Below are 15,478 nucleotides of genomic sequence, written 5' to 3'. Positions count from 1 at the left end.
TTTTCATGTTTATTCTATTTTAAATAATTTAGTGGCCATGGGAGCTTCAATAGCAACTCTTCCAAGAGCGTTGCAAATGTTGCAGAATATACATGACGCAGCAGTTCATCATAATAAATTATCATTAATGAAAGGAAAGCTCATAAATTTAGAAAATTTTGTTGAAAACTTATATGAATTAAATTTAATAAAATCTATAAATAAGGATAAAATAACTATTTATAAGATTGAAGAAAATCACAAAAATCTAGTTTCTATAAATTCATTTATGTTAGAGTTTCATAATTTTAAAAAAGGGAGTTATTTAATAACAGGTGAAAATGGATCCGGTAAAACTTCCTTATTGAAGTTTTTAAAAGGAAGTTATGATGATTGCATTCTCATATTACCAGATTCTTGTTTTATTGAGAGCCATAAATTGGGATCTACAGGCGAGCAGAAGCTAAGTCAATTTATGTACGCCTTATCTCAAAATTCTAAAATTTTTCTTCTTGATGAATGGGATGCCAATTTAAATCAAAAAAACACTGAAAAATTGGATAGTATTATTAGTAATATTTCAATGGAAAATGTTGTGATAGAAATTCGTCATAAATTTTCAGTATAAAAAACTCATTAAAATTTTTTTAATAAATTCTAGTGATGTTTAAAATTTGAAATTTAATTTAAAATAACTTCAGCAGTTGTTTTTGGAATATCCTGAATTTGATTGTTAGTCAAATCTAATTTTTTTAATGATTTTAAGTGTAGAAAAGTTCTCGAATTAATTTGGGTTAATTGATTGTTAGCCAAATCTAATTCAGACAGGTTTTTTAAACCCAAAAAAGCATCATCTTGAATAACTTCAATTTTGTTTTTATACATAGATAGATTTTCAATCGTGCTAAAATTTTCAAACGCAAAAGAAGGTAATTTAGTAATAATATTTTCTGTAAAAACAATTTTTTTCAACATTGAGCTATTTGGTAGCATTGAAAATTGAAGAGATTTGTCCCTAAATCTAAATCCTTTTATGGTAATATTTTCAAGTTTTGGAAATAAATTTATATTGTATATAGATGAAAAATCAACTTCATCGTAAAGATAAGATCCAAATAATTCTATTTCAGGAAGATCTAAATTTAATGCATCTAATTTTTTTGCCATTTTTACTGCAGCATTATTATTATTATTATCATTATTTGCCCAAATTTTAAATGGATAATTAAATTTTAATTTTGTCCTTTTAGAGTTCTTATTGATATTTAGAACACGAGGATTTTTCGTAGAAATTAGAAAGTCACATGTTGTTAAACTTACAAGAATATTTGGTAAATTAATAATTTTTAATTTGTTATTTTCAACTTCTAGTTTAATATTTCTGCAAGTTTCAGTTTGACCCAATTCAGAGCCATTTATCCAAGTATTTAAATTAATAAGTCTTACTTCATTTAAAACTCTTTCGTCATCTATTGCATTACCATAATCATCCAATAAAGTAAGATAGAATTTATCAAATTTCTCAATTTCGCCTGTATAAACTCCAGAATAGGAATCATTATATTCTATCTTGGGAACAAAGGCGGATTCTTGTCCAGGAAGTAAATAAACTAAACCCCCATTCGGAAGATCTATTATAGCTTGCACAGCTTTTAACGTACTAGTATTTTTCGAAATTTCTTCTTGGGGATGAGCGTAAATATTTTCAACGCCGAGTAATGAAAGAGAAATGAAATACAAATGTTTGATATTAAATTTTATCATGAAAAATTCCTTTTTTTCTAGATATGAATAGCTATTTATTTTAATTATTACAATAATAGTTAAAATAACTTAGCTTTCATTAAATATCAAATTATTTTGTTTTTAAAAATAGTTAAAATAAATAAAATGAAAAATTATTTAAAAAGATTTTTTTGAATTTCTGCCCACTTTAAAGCATCATAAATGGCATTTTCAATTGTGAGATTTGCTTTCCAATTTATTAATTTTAAAGCGGAATCTGCGTTGGCATAAGCTCCTGCCACATCGCCAGGTCTTGGATCTGATTCTTTTTTGGGTAATATTTTACCATAAACGGATTCGAACGCAGCTAGCAGTTCTTTTACTGTGACTCCCGTTCCTGTCCCAATGTTTAAAACGCTATAAGAGCTACTTTGTTGCTCAAAAACATGATTAAAATTTTCAATTGCTTTGACGTGAGCTTGGGCTAAATCCCAGACGTGAATGTAGTCACGAATGCCACTGCCATCCCGCGTTGGCCAATTCACTCCTGTAATACAAAATTCGGAATTTTTTCCCAGAGCCGTCTCAACAAGTTTAGCTACCACATGTGTTGCATTTTGAGCATGACTTCCTGAGCGCATTTTGGGGTCGGCTCCAATGGGATTAAAATATCTTAAAGATATCGCTTTCATTCCTGAATAAGCATGGCAATAATCCTCAAGTATCATTTCCATCATGAGTTTTGTTTTAGAATAGGGACTATTTGGTTTTAGAGAGGATTTTTCTGTTACAATAAAGTCATCTGTTTTATCGTAAATAGCAGCAGAGCTGCTAAACACAATATTTTTACAGCCTAATTCCAATAGATTTTTAAAGAGTTCATTCGATTTAGCTACATTTTCTTTGTAATACTCATAAGGTTTTTCAACACTTTCTGGAACTATAATAAGTGCGGCACAATGGATTGCATGTTGAATTTCGGGATGCTCTTTAAATATTTCTTTTAATACGACTTTATCTGCAATATCAGCCTGATAAAATCTTTTTCCCTGTACAAATTCTTTTTTTCCTGTAACTAAAGAATCTAAAATGATAGGGGTATACCCCACATCTTCTAGAGCAGAGCAGACTGTGCTTCCAATATAACCTGCGCCGCCCGTTACCAGAACTTTCATATTTTCCCCAATATTTATATTAATTTAGTAATTCCCTGATTGAGGGAAGTCGCTAAAACAGATTTTAGTGAAAATGCCTCGTTTTTCAATATTTTCTCGAAATCTTCTATAAAGTGTTATAAGGAAGTTCATAATAAAAGAGTATTGTAGCGCTTTTATTGGATTTATGGAGGGATATTTGAATGTTTCAGGACTATTTATTTTTTGGGGTAGATACAAAAGTATACTATTGTTACCGTATGTTACATTTGAGCAATCTTGTTGAAGAAGCTAAAAATCTTCATAAGTTAAATACAAATAGAGCCTTGCTTCTTTCTGATGCCCTCCTAGGCAGTGTCTTGTTATCTTCCATTCTAGACTATGAAGAAAGAATCAATTTGCGCATTCACTGTGGCAGCGATTTTACTATTGGAACCGAAACTTCCTTTCAGGCAGAAACGCGAGGATATATTGAGTGTAATGAAAGTTCGACTCTTGTGAAAGATATTGATTCTGGGAAAATTTTAATTCCAGAGCTTCATATCCGTTCAATGCGTTCACAAAGAAATAAAAGCTCACTCTTTGAAGGGCATTCAGTTGCAAAAACCGGGTCTATTGAAGAAGCTTTAAATGAACATTTGTTATCAAGTTATCAAATGAATACTTTTTTAAAGTTAAGCAGTTGGGTTAATGAAAGTGATGGCAAATTAAATGCATTTGGAGTTATTTATCAAGAATTACCTGAAATTCCTGAGGAGATTTCTGAAAGATTAAAAGATCACATTGCTGCTTTACCTTCTATGAAAGATCTTTATTTACAAAATAATGATGCTGATATTTTGGCAAAAAAACTTATTCCTGATGAAACAAAAGGAGTAAAAAGTATCAATCCAAAATTTGTTTGTACTTGTTCACAAGAGCGAGTCGAAAGTGTTTTGGTTTCTTTACCTATTGATGAATTAACAGATATTATTAATAAATCAGAAGATTTAGAAATGAAGTGCCATTATTGCAATACCAGTTATATTATTCCTATGAATAAAATAACTCAAATTTATGCAAGTCGAAATCATACCAATGCCAATTCTTCTGAAATGAATTAGTATGCTTTTATTAAAATATAATATTGAATTGTTGAAATCTTATTTTATAAAAAGATATAAGCGTTTCTTTGTTGATGTTAAAATTCAAAGTGAAAATATATTAACTGTACACTGTGCAAATAGTGGTAGTATGAAAAGCTGTATTTTACCTGATGCGCCCGCGTATATTTTAGATTCTCAAAATCCAGAAAGAAAACTCAGATTTTCACTTGAGCTTCTTGAGCTTGAAGATGGCTTAGCCTGTTTAAATACTTCTAGAGCAAACCAATTTATTGAACAACTTTTTTTACAAACTATTGGTAAAAAAGAGAGTGAATTTTTTATAAATGCTGAATTTCCTTATCAACAATTTTCTCCTTGGAATTTTATTAAGAGAGAAGCTGTTTTTACAAAAGAAACTCGTTTTGATTTTTGCTTAAGCGCCATTGATAATAATAAAAAATGTTGGGTTGAAGTTAAAAGTGTCAGCATGAAAATAAATCATAATACTTGGGCTTTTCCAGACGCCGTAACAGAAAGAGGTCAAAAGCATTTAATTGAGCTTATAAATGCAAAAAATAAGGGTGATGATGCTTGGCTCTTTTTTGTTTTAATGCGTGGAAGTGAAGTTTCTGAAAAACTATTAAAAGATAGTTTTCGTATTGCAAACGAAATTGATGCGGAATACCATGCTCTTTTTGAAAGAGCTAAAAAGGAAGGTGTTCGGATAGCTCTGATCATTCCGAGTATAACATTGCAAGGATTTTCTTTGAGGAAATTTTATATATTAAATTAAGGACTCAAAATGATTTCTTTATTTCAAAAAAAAGCATTTTATCCTGTTATTTTATTATTGTCTTTAGGTTTTACATGGGGCACGAGTTTTTCAATTGCAAAGTTTGCTATGGAAAGTGGAATAACTCCTTTGGGTTATTCATTTTGGCAAAGTTTTGGCCCTGCTGTTTTGGTATTTCTGTTAACTTACATTCAGACGAAATCAATTCCCCCTTTTAATAAAAAGCATCTCTTTTTTTATTTTATCTGTGGATTATTAGGAATTGCCCTTCCAAATTTAACTATGTATTTTTCGGCAACTCATATTCCATCAGGAATACTAGGATTAATAGTCAATACATCTCCTATTATTACATATGCTTTAACTATTATTTTTCTAATTGAAAAATTTGCTTGGACAAGGTGCGCAGGAATTATTTTAGGTTTTTTGGGATTATTTATTTTGTTTTTACCAAAGCTTTCTCAATTTAGTGAATATCAGTGGATGTTATTTGCTTTGTTAACTCCTATATTATTAGCTTCATGTACTGTTTTTATGGTAAAATTGAGACCCCAAGGAACATCCTCTATTGCATTGTCGAGTGGCATGCTTATTGCCGCTTCAATTATAACAGCTCCTTTTATATTTTTAACAAATAATTTTCATCCCATTACCTTCCCTTTGAGCACTCCTGATCTTTTTATTATAATCGAAATAATTTTATCCAGTATGGGATATATTCTGTTCTTTGAGCTTCTTAGAGTGGCAGGCCCCGTATTTTATAGCCTAGTAGGATGTATTGTTGCCTTGGCAGGATTGTTTTGGGGCTATGTCATATTTGGTGAACATATTAAGCTCACGGAGTGTATTTCCATTATTTTTATATTAATTGCTATTTTTCTCGTTTCAGCTAAGAAATCTAGCGATCCTTAAAAAATAGAACTCACTTATTTCAAAAAAATGTAATTCCCTTTATAATTAAAATAATGAAAAAAAGTTATTAAACATTTTTTGTGGATATTTTATTATGAAAATTTGGATATTCCTAATCATTTTACTAAATCCTCTGTTACTTTATGCTGAAAATAATGAAAGTAGCAAAAATAATACTCTTCTGAATTCAAAACAAGAACACGGATTTTGGGAGGGTGAATGGTATATTTCATGGGGATATAATAAAGATTATTGGAAACCTAGCGATATTCACGTTTCGCAACCCGCTTTAGGTAACGATTTTACGATTCATAATGTTGTAGCAGAAGATTTTCCTATGTGGAATACGGGGCTTTTCAATAAAGATCTTACCGATCCTGAGTATAGCATTCGTCTAGGTCATTTTATTGATAAAGAGAGATCGATTGCCTTAGAATTGAATTATGATCATACAAAATATTCATCCAATTTGGATCAAAGTGCCAGAGTTACAGGAATCATAAATGGGAGCTATGTCGACTCTTATCAAACTTTAAGCAATGATTATTTTCATTATAATTTACATAATGGCGCCAATCATATTATGATAAATATTGTAAAAAGATTGCCTCTATTTGGAGAATTAAACCAAACTTTTAGTATGGCTGGATTGATTAAAGTGGGCGCAGGTATCATGTTACCTCATGCCGAAAATAGAATTATGGGGAATGATAATAATGTAGGAACTAAAAAACTTGGAAACTATATTGGTACAAAGAGTGGCTGGTGGCAGTTAAATGGATGGACTGTTGGTGTTGAAGGGGGATTGCGCTATATTGTTTGGAATCCTATTTATTTAGAATTTGCTGTAAAAGAAGCTTATGCTCGTTTATATAATGTCCCAGTTTATATGGGAACGGCGCAGCAAACTCTATGGATGACTGAATTGATTTTAAGTTTAGGTTATACTTTTGATTCATTGAGTAAAGATTAATTTAAGGTAATGAATTGAATTATTTAAAAACTACAGGAATTAGTACCTGTAGTTTTCTGGTTTATAAGGACCATCAACATTAATATTTAAATATTCAGCTTGTTTATTTGTTAACTTAGTTAATTTTACACCAAGTTTTTCTAAGTGCAAACGAGCAACTTCTTCATCAAGTTTTTTAGGTAATGTATAGACGCCGATTTTATATTGACTGTTATTTTGCCAGAGTTCAATTTGGGCTAAAACTTGATTTGTAAAACTTGTGCTCATAACAAATGCGGGATGCCCTGTAGCACAACCTAAATTTACAAGCCGACCTTCTGCTAATAAAATAATTTCATGACCATCTGGAAAACGGTATTTATCAACCTGAGGTTTGATATTAATATGTTTCATTCCTTTAATGGATTTTAATCCTGCAACATCAATTTCAACATCAAAATGTCCAATGTTGCAAACAATAGCTTGATCTCTCATTTGAGACATATGGTCTGCCGTTATGATATCGCAGCAGCCCGTTGTTGTAACAAATATATGACCTGTTTTAACAGCATCATCCATGGAAACAACTTGATAACCTTCCATTGCTGCTTGGAGTGCATTAATGGGATCTATTTCTGTAATAAGGACACGCGCTCCGTGGAATTTCATTGAGTGTGCACAGCCTTTTCCAACATCGCCATATCCTGCAACGACAACTGTTTTGCCGGCAATCATAATGTCTGTCGCTCTTTTGATTCCATCAGGAAGGGATTCACGGCAGCCATATAAATTATCAAATTTACTTTTTGTGACGCTGTCGTTTACATTTATAGCAGGCATTTTTAATTCACCTTTTTTAAGCATTTGATGTAAATGGTGAACGCCTGTTGTTGTTTCTTCTGAAACACCTTTAATATCTTTTAATAAATGTGAGAATTTTTTATGCACTAATGAAGTTAAATCACCACCATCATCGAGAAGCATATTTGGACCTTGTCCATTTGGGAATTTAAGCGTTTGCTCAATGCACCAAATATATTCCTCTTCTGTTTCGCCTTTCCATGCAAATACAGGAATGCCTTTTGTAGCCATAGCAGCGGCTGCAGCATCTACAGTTGAAAATATATTGCAACTTGACCAACGTACATCGGCGCCGAGTTCAATTAATGTTTCAATAAGCACAGCTGTTTCTACTGTCATATGCAAACTGCCGGCAATACGGGATCCTTTCAATGGTTTTGTGTTTCCATATCTTGCGCGTAGGGTCATTAGGCCGGGCATTTCTTTTTCTGCAAGTTCAATTTGCTTTCTGCCTAAATCTGCAAGTGATATGTCTTTTATTTTGTAATCCATAAAAAGTCTCCGTTATTTATAATAGAAATGAATTTAAAACAAATACTAATCTACATTTAAAATGAATTGAGTGAATATTAACTATAATATTTACTCGGATTTATTTTTTAATAAATTAAATTATTAACCACAGCTTTGGTTTTTATGCCAAAGATTTTTACATTCAAAGAATACGAAATTAAAATGAGATTTTCAACCGTCTGAATTTTTATTCCATTTTTCAATACATTCCAAGAGTGTATTTGGATTTATATTTTCCATACAAGAACATCTTTCATTTATATTACATGGGGAGCTGCAGTATTTATTTGAATTTGTGTTTTTACCAAGGAAAAATTGGACATTTTTTCCTATAGGTGCCCAGCGATGTGGTGACATGGAAGGGAGAGGAGGATAGAGTCCAATGGTATGCTTGCCTAATGCGGAAGCAATATGCAAGGGGCCTGTGCTGTTTGCGATAAATCCATCACAAGAGTTTATAAACAATATAAATTCATTTAATGAAAATAATCCTGAAATGTCATGGCAGTCAGGGCATTTTGGAATAATTTTTTCTTTAATATATTGAGACTCTTCTTGTCCACCAGAAAAAAACACTTTGAATTTTTCTTTTGGCAGTGAATTTGCTAATGTAACAAAATTTTCAATTCCCCATTCGCGCGCACTGCCTTTAGATTTAGGATGTAAAATAATATTAAATTTATCGGGGTCAATTAAGCTAATAAATTTTTCTGGTAATTTAGGAAGATTATGAAATCCATAGAATTGATAAATTTCTGATAATTTAAAATCATCGCGAATATTTAAACGGTTTAAAAGCTTTAAATTAAGTTGAGATTCATGTAAGGAAGAATTTTTTCGAGTTAAATTTACATTGTTGTTACAATAAATCCAATGAAATAATCTGCGGTTTGTTCCAATTCTAATTTTTATTTTAGCTCGTTTTGCTGCTGTAGCAATTTCTTTATTTGGAAAGACATGTATTATAACATCGCAACCCATATCTGTGAAAATTTGTGTTTTATTTTCAGAATTTTTTATTTCATCCCAATCATAAAACTTATCAATATGAGAGCATGCTTCAATAACAGATTTAGTATATTTTTTACCCAAAAAAAATATTTTTGAATTTGGATATTTGTTTTTTAGAACTCCCGCCATTGGCAATGTTAAAATAACATCTCCAATATTGTCTGTTCTACTAATTAGAATTTTTTTGAATGTTAATTCTTCCATGAAATGAATTTCCTAAAGGATCAGGAGATTTTATTTTTTTCATTTAAATCGGTATAACCATATTTTTTTAAGAAAAAATAGTTTGCATATTTGATGAAATTAGAAAAGGCAGCACCCATGCAAACGATGAGGCCAATACGTCCGTCTAGAAAGCCCTTTTTTAAAATATAGAATTTAAAAAAAGTCCAAATGGGTTGGAAAATAATTTGAGGAAAGAAGGCAAATTTTCTTTTTCTCTCAATTTCTTTTGCGCCAGCAAGGCCGTATTTATTCATTTTATCAAAATATTGATATAAAGATGTATAAGAGTAGTGTAATAAATCGGTATGAAAATGCTCTACAACATAACCTCTTCTAGGAACCACACCTTCATGCAAAATATTATTATTGAGATCGGCTCTTTTTTTATGGAAAAATCTTATTATTCTTCCTGGATACCAACCTGAGTGCTTTACCCAATGTCCCAAAAAAAATGTTTTTCTGGGAAAATCGATGGCTCCTGTTTCATGAAAAGTACCCTGATGAATGCGTGTTTTCCATTCATTAGCGAGTCCTTCAGGCACAACTTCATCGGCATCAATCCATAAAATCCAATCGTGCGCCGCTCGATTGATTCCGATTTTTTTATTTTCTACAAAGCCATACCATTCTGTCTCAATGATTTCTACGTTTTTAAATTTGCGTGCGATTTCGAGAGTTTTATCGGTACTTCCCGAATCTACAATAATAATTTCTTCAACAAAAGATAATGAAGAGAGGCAATTTGCTATGTTTTTCTCTTCATTTTTTGTTAATATGACAGCAGTAAGTTGTTCAATATCTGGAACAAAATTTGAAATGTGATAACTTCTCATTTTTTGATATTCGTTGTATATTTCTGTTATTCCCATTCGATAGTCGCTGGTGGTTTTGTGCTTATATCATAAACAACTCTGTTAATACCTTTAACTTCGTTAATAATTCTTGAAGAAACATGTGCCAAAAATTCGTAAGGAAGTTTACTCCAGTCTGCCGTCATGCCGTCTGTTGCGCTGACGCAGCGAATGGCAGCCACGCTTTCATATGTGCGCCCGTCTCCCATAACACCCACAGAACTTACGGGTAAGAGTACCACGAAAGCTTGCCAAGTCGTATTGTAGAGATTTTGTTTTTTTAATTCTTCGATGAAGATAGCATCTGCTTCACGGGCAATTTGTAAACGTTCTTTCGTAACTTCACCTAAAACGCGAATACCAAGACCTGGTCCTGGAAAAGGATGTCTGGCAAGCATGTCTTGAGGTATGCCCATTTCAGCTCCCAGTCTTCTGACTTCATCTTTAAAGAGCTCTCTTAGAGGCTCTATTAATTTGAATTTCATTTTTTCAGGCAAGCCACCTACATTGTGGTGTGTCTTAATGGTAACGCTGGTTCCGTGAATAGAAATAGATTCTATGACGTCAGGATAAAGAGTTCCTTGAACCAAAAATTTAGCATTTGGTAAATCTTTTGTTTCTGACTCAAACACGTCAATAAATGTATTTCCGATAATTTTTCTTTTTGTTTCAGGATCGCTAACGCCTTTTAATCGAGATAAAAATAACTCAGATGCGTCTACGCCTTTGACATTTAAATTCAAATCTTTCTTAAATCTAGCAAGAACATCTTCATATTCATTTTTACGAAGCAATCCGTTATTAATAAATAAACAGAGTAATTTATCGCCAACTGCTTTTTGAGTGAGCACGGCGGCCACGCAGGAATCAACACCACCGCTCAAAGCACAAATCACCTGCGTGTCTTTGCCTTCTTTTTCTACTTGATTTTTAATTAATTCAACTGCTCTTTCTATTTGAAGAGAGCTATCCCATTCTTTTTTGTCTTGGCAAATCTCTTCAACAAATTGTTTTATGATTTCTCTTCCATATTTTGAGTGCTCTACTTCGGGATGAAATTGCACGCCAAAAATAGGAAGTTCTTTATGATGAAATGAAGAAATCACATTATTTCTAGTTACAGAATCAACTGTTAACTTAGATGATAATTCTTGAATTTCATCACCATGACTCATCCAAACTATATTTTCTTCAATGTCTTTTATTTTAAATAATGGATTTAAAGAGGATATATTTTTTTCTACAATTATTTTTTCAAATCCATATTCTCTATTTTTTGATGGTGCTACTTTTCCACCAAGCATATAATTTATTAACTGTAAACCATAACATACGCCTAAAACAGGAACTCCAATTTTTTCCAAGTCAAGATCGATTTTAGGTGAATTATTTTCATAAACACTATGGGGGCCACCAGAAAAAACAATTCCAGATAAAATATTTTGTCTTTTAAGCTCTTCTATTCTTTCTGTTGCATTTTTAAAAGGAACAATTTCTGAATAAATGGATAACTCTCTAACTCTTCTTGCAACCAGTTGCGTAAATTGTGATCCGAAATCTATGACAAGTATCATGGTGTTTCCTTGAATTTTGGATTTAAAAATAGCTTGTTTTTTATAACAAGCTATTTTGTAGGATTTATCCTCGATTTAAACTGTAGTTAGGCGCTTCTTCCGTAATATTCACATCATGAACGTGGCTTTCTCTTAAGCCTGCAGAAGTAATTTTTACAAACTCTGCATTTTCGTGCAGCTCCTGAACATCCTTTGCACCTGTGTATCCCATTCCTGCTCGAATACCTCCTACGAGTTGGTGCACAACTTCGCTTAAAGGACCTCTGTAGGGAACTTGCCCCTCAATTCCTTCGGGTACCAACTTATTGTTGTCGCTTTGCGTGCCTTGGAAATAACGATCTTTTGAACCCTGCTTCATTGCTCCTAGGGAACCCATTCCTCTGTAGCGTTTATAAACTTTTCCTTGGAAACTGATTCTTTCTCCTGGAGATTCTTCTGTCCCTGCAAAAAGTCCACCGAGCATTACGGTATGAGCGCCTGCGGCGAGCGCTTTAACAATGTCGCCACTGTATTTAATTCCGCCATCAGCAATGATTTTTACATTTGTTCCTGCAAGTGCTTCGGCCACGCTCATAATTGCGCTTATTTGTGGAACCCCTATACCAGCTACAATACGTGTTGTGCATATGGAACCGGGACCAATTCCAACTTTAACGCAATCAGCGCCCGCATTGGCAAGAGCTTTTGCGGCCGCTCCTGTAGCAATATTCCCTGCTACAATTGTAACTTTATTACCGTATTGTTTTTTTACGGCAGCTACAGTTGAGATAACACCCTTGCTGTGGCCGTGAGCTGTATCGATTACCAATACGTCAATGCCTGCTTCCACTAATGTAGGGATACGATGTTCTATATCAAATGGTGTAACTCCTACAGCAGCTCCTACAAGAAGTCTTCCCGAAGCGTCTTTGCTTGCAAAAGGGTGTTTAATTGCATTCTCAATGTCTCTTCTTGTAATTAAGCCAACGAGGTGATCATGAGTATCAACCACGGGTAGTTTTTTTATGCGGTGCTTTTGTAATAAACCTTTAACATTTTCAAAGAGTTCTGTGTCAAAAGGGGTATCTTTGCTCTTTTTGGTCATGACAATAAGCTTGCTTCTTTCTGTCATGATTTCTTTAATTTGTTTTGAATCAATAGATTCAAAGCGAATGTCGCGCCCTGTTACAAGTCCCACGAGTTTTTCGTTAGAGACAACAGGCAATCCTGATATTTTGTGTTTTTCCATGACCATTTTTGCGTGCTTAATGGTGTCTGCGGGAGAAATTGTAATAGGATTTGCAACAACACCACTTTCGGAGCGTTTTACCAATTTCACTTCTTCAGCTTGAGCCTCAGGAACAAGATTCTTGTGAATAATTCCCAAGCCACCCAGTCTTGCCATGCAAGCGGCAAGCTCGTGTTCCGTTACAGTATCCATCGCGGCAGATATAATAGGACTGTTGAGTTTTAAATTCTTTGAGAGATATGAGCTTACATTAACTTCGTGTGGCAAAGTTTCAGAATAGCTCGGCAGTAATAGTACGTCATCAAAGGTTAAGGCGTCAGAGACGACCTTTCGAGAAAATAGAGAGTTTCTCTTGTTGATTTCATTGGCCATCTTGTACTCCATTATTTTTTTGATAGTTCAAACGGGTATCAAAACTAGTGCCGATGCTTTATCAAATAAAATTATGTGAATCTAGTAAATAAAATGCTGTTCAAAAAAATTGTTTTCCTGGTCAGAAGTTGGAAAAATTTTGGGATGCTGATCTGGTGAAGTTTTCAAATAAGAATTTTACTTTATATTATCAATATCTTATTTTGAGGTTCAGATAAGTGATGTTGGCAAAGATTTAAAAATACAGAAAAAAATGATCGTCTCAAGTGAAAAAGAGAAATGAGAGAGGGAAATGAAGTTCCAAGGGAATAGCTCAAATTTAAGTTCAATAAAAACAAATATTTACAGAAATAAAAGAAGTTTTGAAAATTTTTTCTAAGAAAGATTTGACAAGTCAAACGGCGTTGTGTAGCTAGATGTTCTCGCTGCTAGCAAACTCCCACTCGAAAGAGTGAGTGAAGAGCCCAGCAAAGAGAAGTAATTTGACAAGAGAAGAAAGCAAAAACAGAGTGCGGTTCCCGAGCAACGTTGGATTAGGAATGTAAAAGTTTTTAAGAAGAGGTTGTTAAGGTTCCGTAAAAGAACCGTCAAGATAGTAAAAAAATCGTGGGACTAGAAATAGTTCAACGTAAGTAAATTAGAGCTAAGAGTTTGATCCTGGCTCAGAACGAACGCTGGCGGCGTGCCTAACACATGCAAGTCGAACGGAGGTAGCAATACCTTAGTGGCGCACGGGTGAGTAATGCATGGGAATCTGCCTTTTGGAGGGGGATAACTACGGGAAACTGTAGCTAAGACCGCGTAAGCAGCAGCGATGCTGGAAATGCCGGGACCTTCGGGCCGGCAGCCGAAAGATGAGCCCATGTTCCATTAGCTAGTTGGCGGGGTAACAGCCCACCAAGGCGAAGATGGATAGCTGGTCTGAGAGGACGATCAGCCACACTGGGACTGAGACACGGCCCAGACTCCTACGGGAGGCAGCAGTGGGGAATATTGCGCAATGGGGGAAACCCTGACGCAGCAACGCCGCGTGAGTGATGAAGGCCTTCGGGTTGTAAAGCTCTTTCGGTTGGGAAGAAGGGGAGTTGTTTTAATAAAGCAGTTCTTTGATGGTACCAAAAGAAGAAGCACCGGCAAACTTCGTGCCAGCAGCCGCGGTAATACGAAGGGTGCGAGCGTTGTTCGGAATTACTGGGCGTAAAGGGTTCGTAGGCGGGAATGCAAGTCAAGTGTGAAATCCCCAGGCTTAACCTGGGACGTGCATTTGAGACTGTGTTTCTTGAGTTTCGGAGAGGGTGGTGGAATTGCTGGTGTAGGAGTGACATCCGTAGAGATCAGCAGGAACACCGGAGGCGAAGGCGACCACCTGGCCGAATACTGACGCTGAGGAACGAAAGCGTGGGGAGCAAACAGGATTAGATACCCTGGTAGTCCACGCCGTAAACGATGATAACTAGGTGTTGGGGGAGTTGACCCCTCCAGTACCGTAGCCCACGCGCTAAGTTATCCGCCTGGGGAGTACGGTCGCAAGACTAAAACTCAAAGGAATTGACGGGGGCCCGCACAAGAGGTGGAGTATGTGGTTTAATTCGAAGCAACGCGAAGAACCTTACCTGGGTTTGACATACCGTGAAAAGCGCAGAGATGCGTAATAGTAGCAATACACACGGATACAGGTGCTGCATGGCTGTCGTCAGCTCGTGTCGTGAGATGTTGGGTTAAGTCCCGCAACGAGCGCAACCCTTTCCCTTATTTGGCATCATTAAGTTGGCAACTATAGGGGTACTGCCGGTGATAAACCGGAGGAAGGTGGGGATGACGTCAAGTCCTCATGGCCCTTACATCCAGGGCTACACACGTACTACAATGGCCAAGACAAAGCGAAGCAAAGCCGAGAGGTGGAGCCAAACGCAAAAACATGGTCTCAGTTCGGATTGTGGTCTGCAACTCGACCACATGAAGTTGGAATCTCTAGTAATCGCAGATCATCAGGCTGCGGTGAATACGTTCCCGGGCCTTGTACACACCGCCCGTCAAACCACGAAAGTTGCATAAGCCAGAAGCAGGTGGGCTAACCGTAAGGGGGCAGCCTGCCAAGGCTTGTGCGATGATTGGGGTTAAGTCGTAACAAGGTAGCCGTAGGGGAACCTGCGGCTGGATCACCTCCTTTCTAGGAATTTCGAGTTCTCTGTAAAGAGACTCTATTCTAGGTCAAGGGAACCGCACTCTGTTTTTGTAATCTT

12 protein-coding genes and 1 rRNA gene are annotated in these 15,478 nt (G+C 35.0%); 6 read left to right on the top strand and 7 right to left on the bottom strand.

Annotation, left to right across the window (positions count from 1 at the left end):
• The first annotated feature begins 76 nt into the window (after positions 1-76).
• Complete coding sequence (locus AXG55_RS13555; RefSeq protein WP_148698634.1) at positions 77-607, top strand: ATP-binding cassette domain-containing protein; 531 nt, start codon at positions 77-79, stop codon at positions 605-607.
• Positions 608-660: 53 nt separating this feature from the next.
• On the opposite strand, the gene AXG55_RS13550 is transcribed toward AXG55_RS13555, so the two are convergent.
• Together AXG55_RS13550 and galE are read right to left on the bottom strand one after the other, a co-directional pair.
• Entirely contained in the window at positions 661-1,743 is a 1,083-nt protein-coding gene (locus AXG55_RS13550) for a leucine-rich repeat domain-containing protein (RefSeq protein ID WP_148698633.1), read from the bottom strand.
• A 134-nt stretch (positions 1,744-1,877) separates the two neighbouring features.
• Positions 1,878-2,879, bottom strand: a complete 1,002-nt coding sequence (galE, locus tag AXG55_RS13545) for a UDP-glucose 4-epimerase GalE (protein WP_148698632.1) — start codon at positions 2,877-2,879, stop codon at positions 1,878-1,880.
• A gap of 182 nt (positions 2,880-3,061) precedes the next feature.
• Between galE and AXG55_RS13540 the strand changes: the two genes are divergently transcribed.
• The 4 genes from AXG55_RS13540 (at position 3,062) to AXG55_RS13525 (ending at position 6,621) form a co-directional block, all read left to right on the top strand.
• Complete coding sequence (locus tag AXG55_RS13540; RefSeq protein WP_148698631.1) at positions 3,062-3,961, top strand: Hsp33 family molecular chaperone HslO; 900 nt, start codon at positions 3,062-3,064, stop codon at positions 3,959-3,961.
• Between the two features lies 1 nt (position 3,962).
• Entirely contained in the window at positions 3,963-4,736 is a 774-nt protein-coding gene (sfsA, locus tag AXG55_RS13535; RefSeq protein ID WP_148698630.1) for a DNA/RNA nuclease SfsA, read from the top strand.
• Positions 4,737-4,745: 9 nt separating this feature from the next.
• Positions 4,746-5,648 carry a DMT family transporter gene (locus AXG55_RS13530; RefSeq protein ID WP_148698629.1) on the top strand — a complete coding sequence of 301 codons (903 nt, stop codon included), beginning with the start codon at positions 4,746-4,748 and terminating at the stop codon, positions 5,646-5,648.
• Positions 5,649-5,742: 94 nt separating this feature from the next.
• Positions 5,743-6,621, top strand: coding sequence for a hypothetical protein (locus AXG55_RS13525; protein WP_148698628.1), 879 nt, complete (start codon positions 5,743-5,745; stop codon positions 6,619-6,621).
• A 39-nt stretch (positions 6,622-6,660) separates the two neighbouring features.
• On the opposite strand, the gene ahcY is transcribed toward AXG55_RS13525, so the two are convergent.
• The 5 genes from ahcY to guaB all read right to left on the bottom strand — a co-directional run bounded on the left by ahcY (position 6,661) and on the right by guaB (position 13,235).
• Positions 6,661-7,953: an adenosylhomocysteinase gene (gene ahcY / locus AXG55_RS13520; RefSeq protein ID WP_148698627.1), complete on the bottom strand. Its 1,293-nt coding sequence runs from the start codon at positions 7,951-7,953 to the stop codon at positions 6,661-6,663.
• 192 nt (positions 7,954-8,145) lie between these two features.
• Entirely contained in the window at positions 8,146-9,189 is a 1,044-nt protein-coding gene (locus AXG55_RS13515) for a glycosyltransferase family 9 protein (RefSeq protein ID WP_148698626.1), read from the bottom strand.
• A 20-nt stretch (positions 9,190-9,209) separates the two neighbouring features.
• A complete protein-coding gene (locus tag AXG55_RS13510; RefSeq protein WP_148698625.1) occupies positions 9,210-10,079 on the bottom strand; it encodes a glycosyltransferase family 2 protein in 870 nt (289 codons plus the stop codon).
• A complete protein-coding gene (gene guaA / locus AXG55_RS13505; protein WP_148698624.1) occupies positions 10,070-11,635 on the bottom strand; it encodes a glutamine-hydrolyzing GMP synthase in 1,566 nt (521 codons plus the stop codon). The genes AXG55_RS13510 and guaA overlap by 10 nt, the downstream gene beginning before the upstream one ends.
• 64 nt (positions 11,636-11,699) lie before the next feature.
• Positions 11,700-13,235: an IMP dehydrogenase gene (gene guaB, locus AXG55_RS13500; RefSeq protein WP_148698623.1), complete on the bottom strand. Its 1,536-nt coding sequence runs from the start codon at positions 13,233-13,235 to the stop codon at positions 11,700-11,702.
• A 639-nt stretch (positions 13,236-13,874) separates the two neighbouring features.
• On the opposite strand from guaB, the gene AXG55_RS13495 reads away from it, so the two are divergent.
• Positions 13,875-15,405: ribosomal RNA gene (locus tag AXG55_RS13495) — 16S ribosomal RNA — on the top strand.
• Positions 15,406-15,478 lie beyond the last annotated feature (73 nt).

It is taken from the genome of Silvanigrella aquatica (assembly GCF_001907975.1).
GTDB classification, from domain to species: domain Bacteria; phylum Bdellovibrionota_B; class Oligoflexia; order Silvanigrellales; family Silvanigrellaceae; genus Silvanigrella; species Silvanigrella aquatica.
Note: the sequence above shows the minus strand (reverse complement) of the source record. Positions and strands in the feature narration are given on the sequence as shown.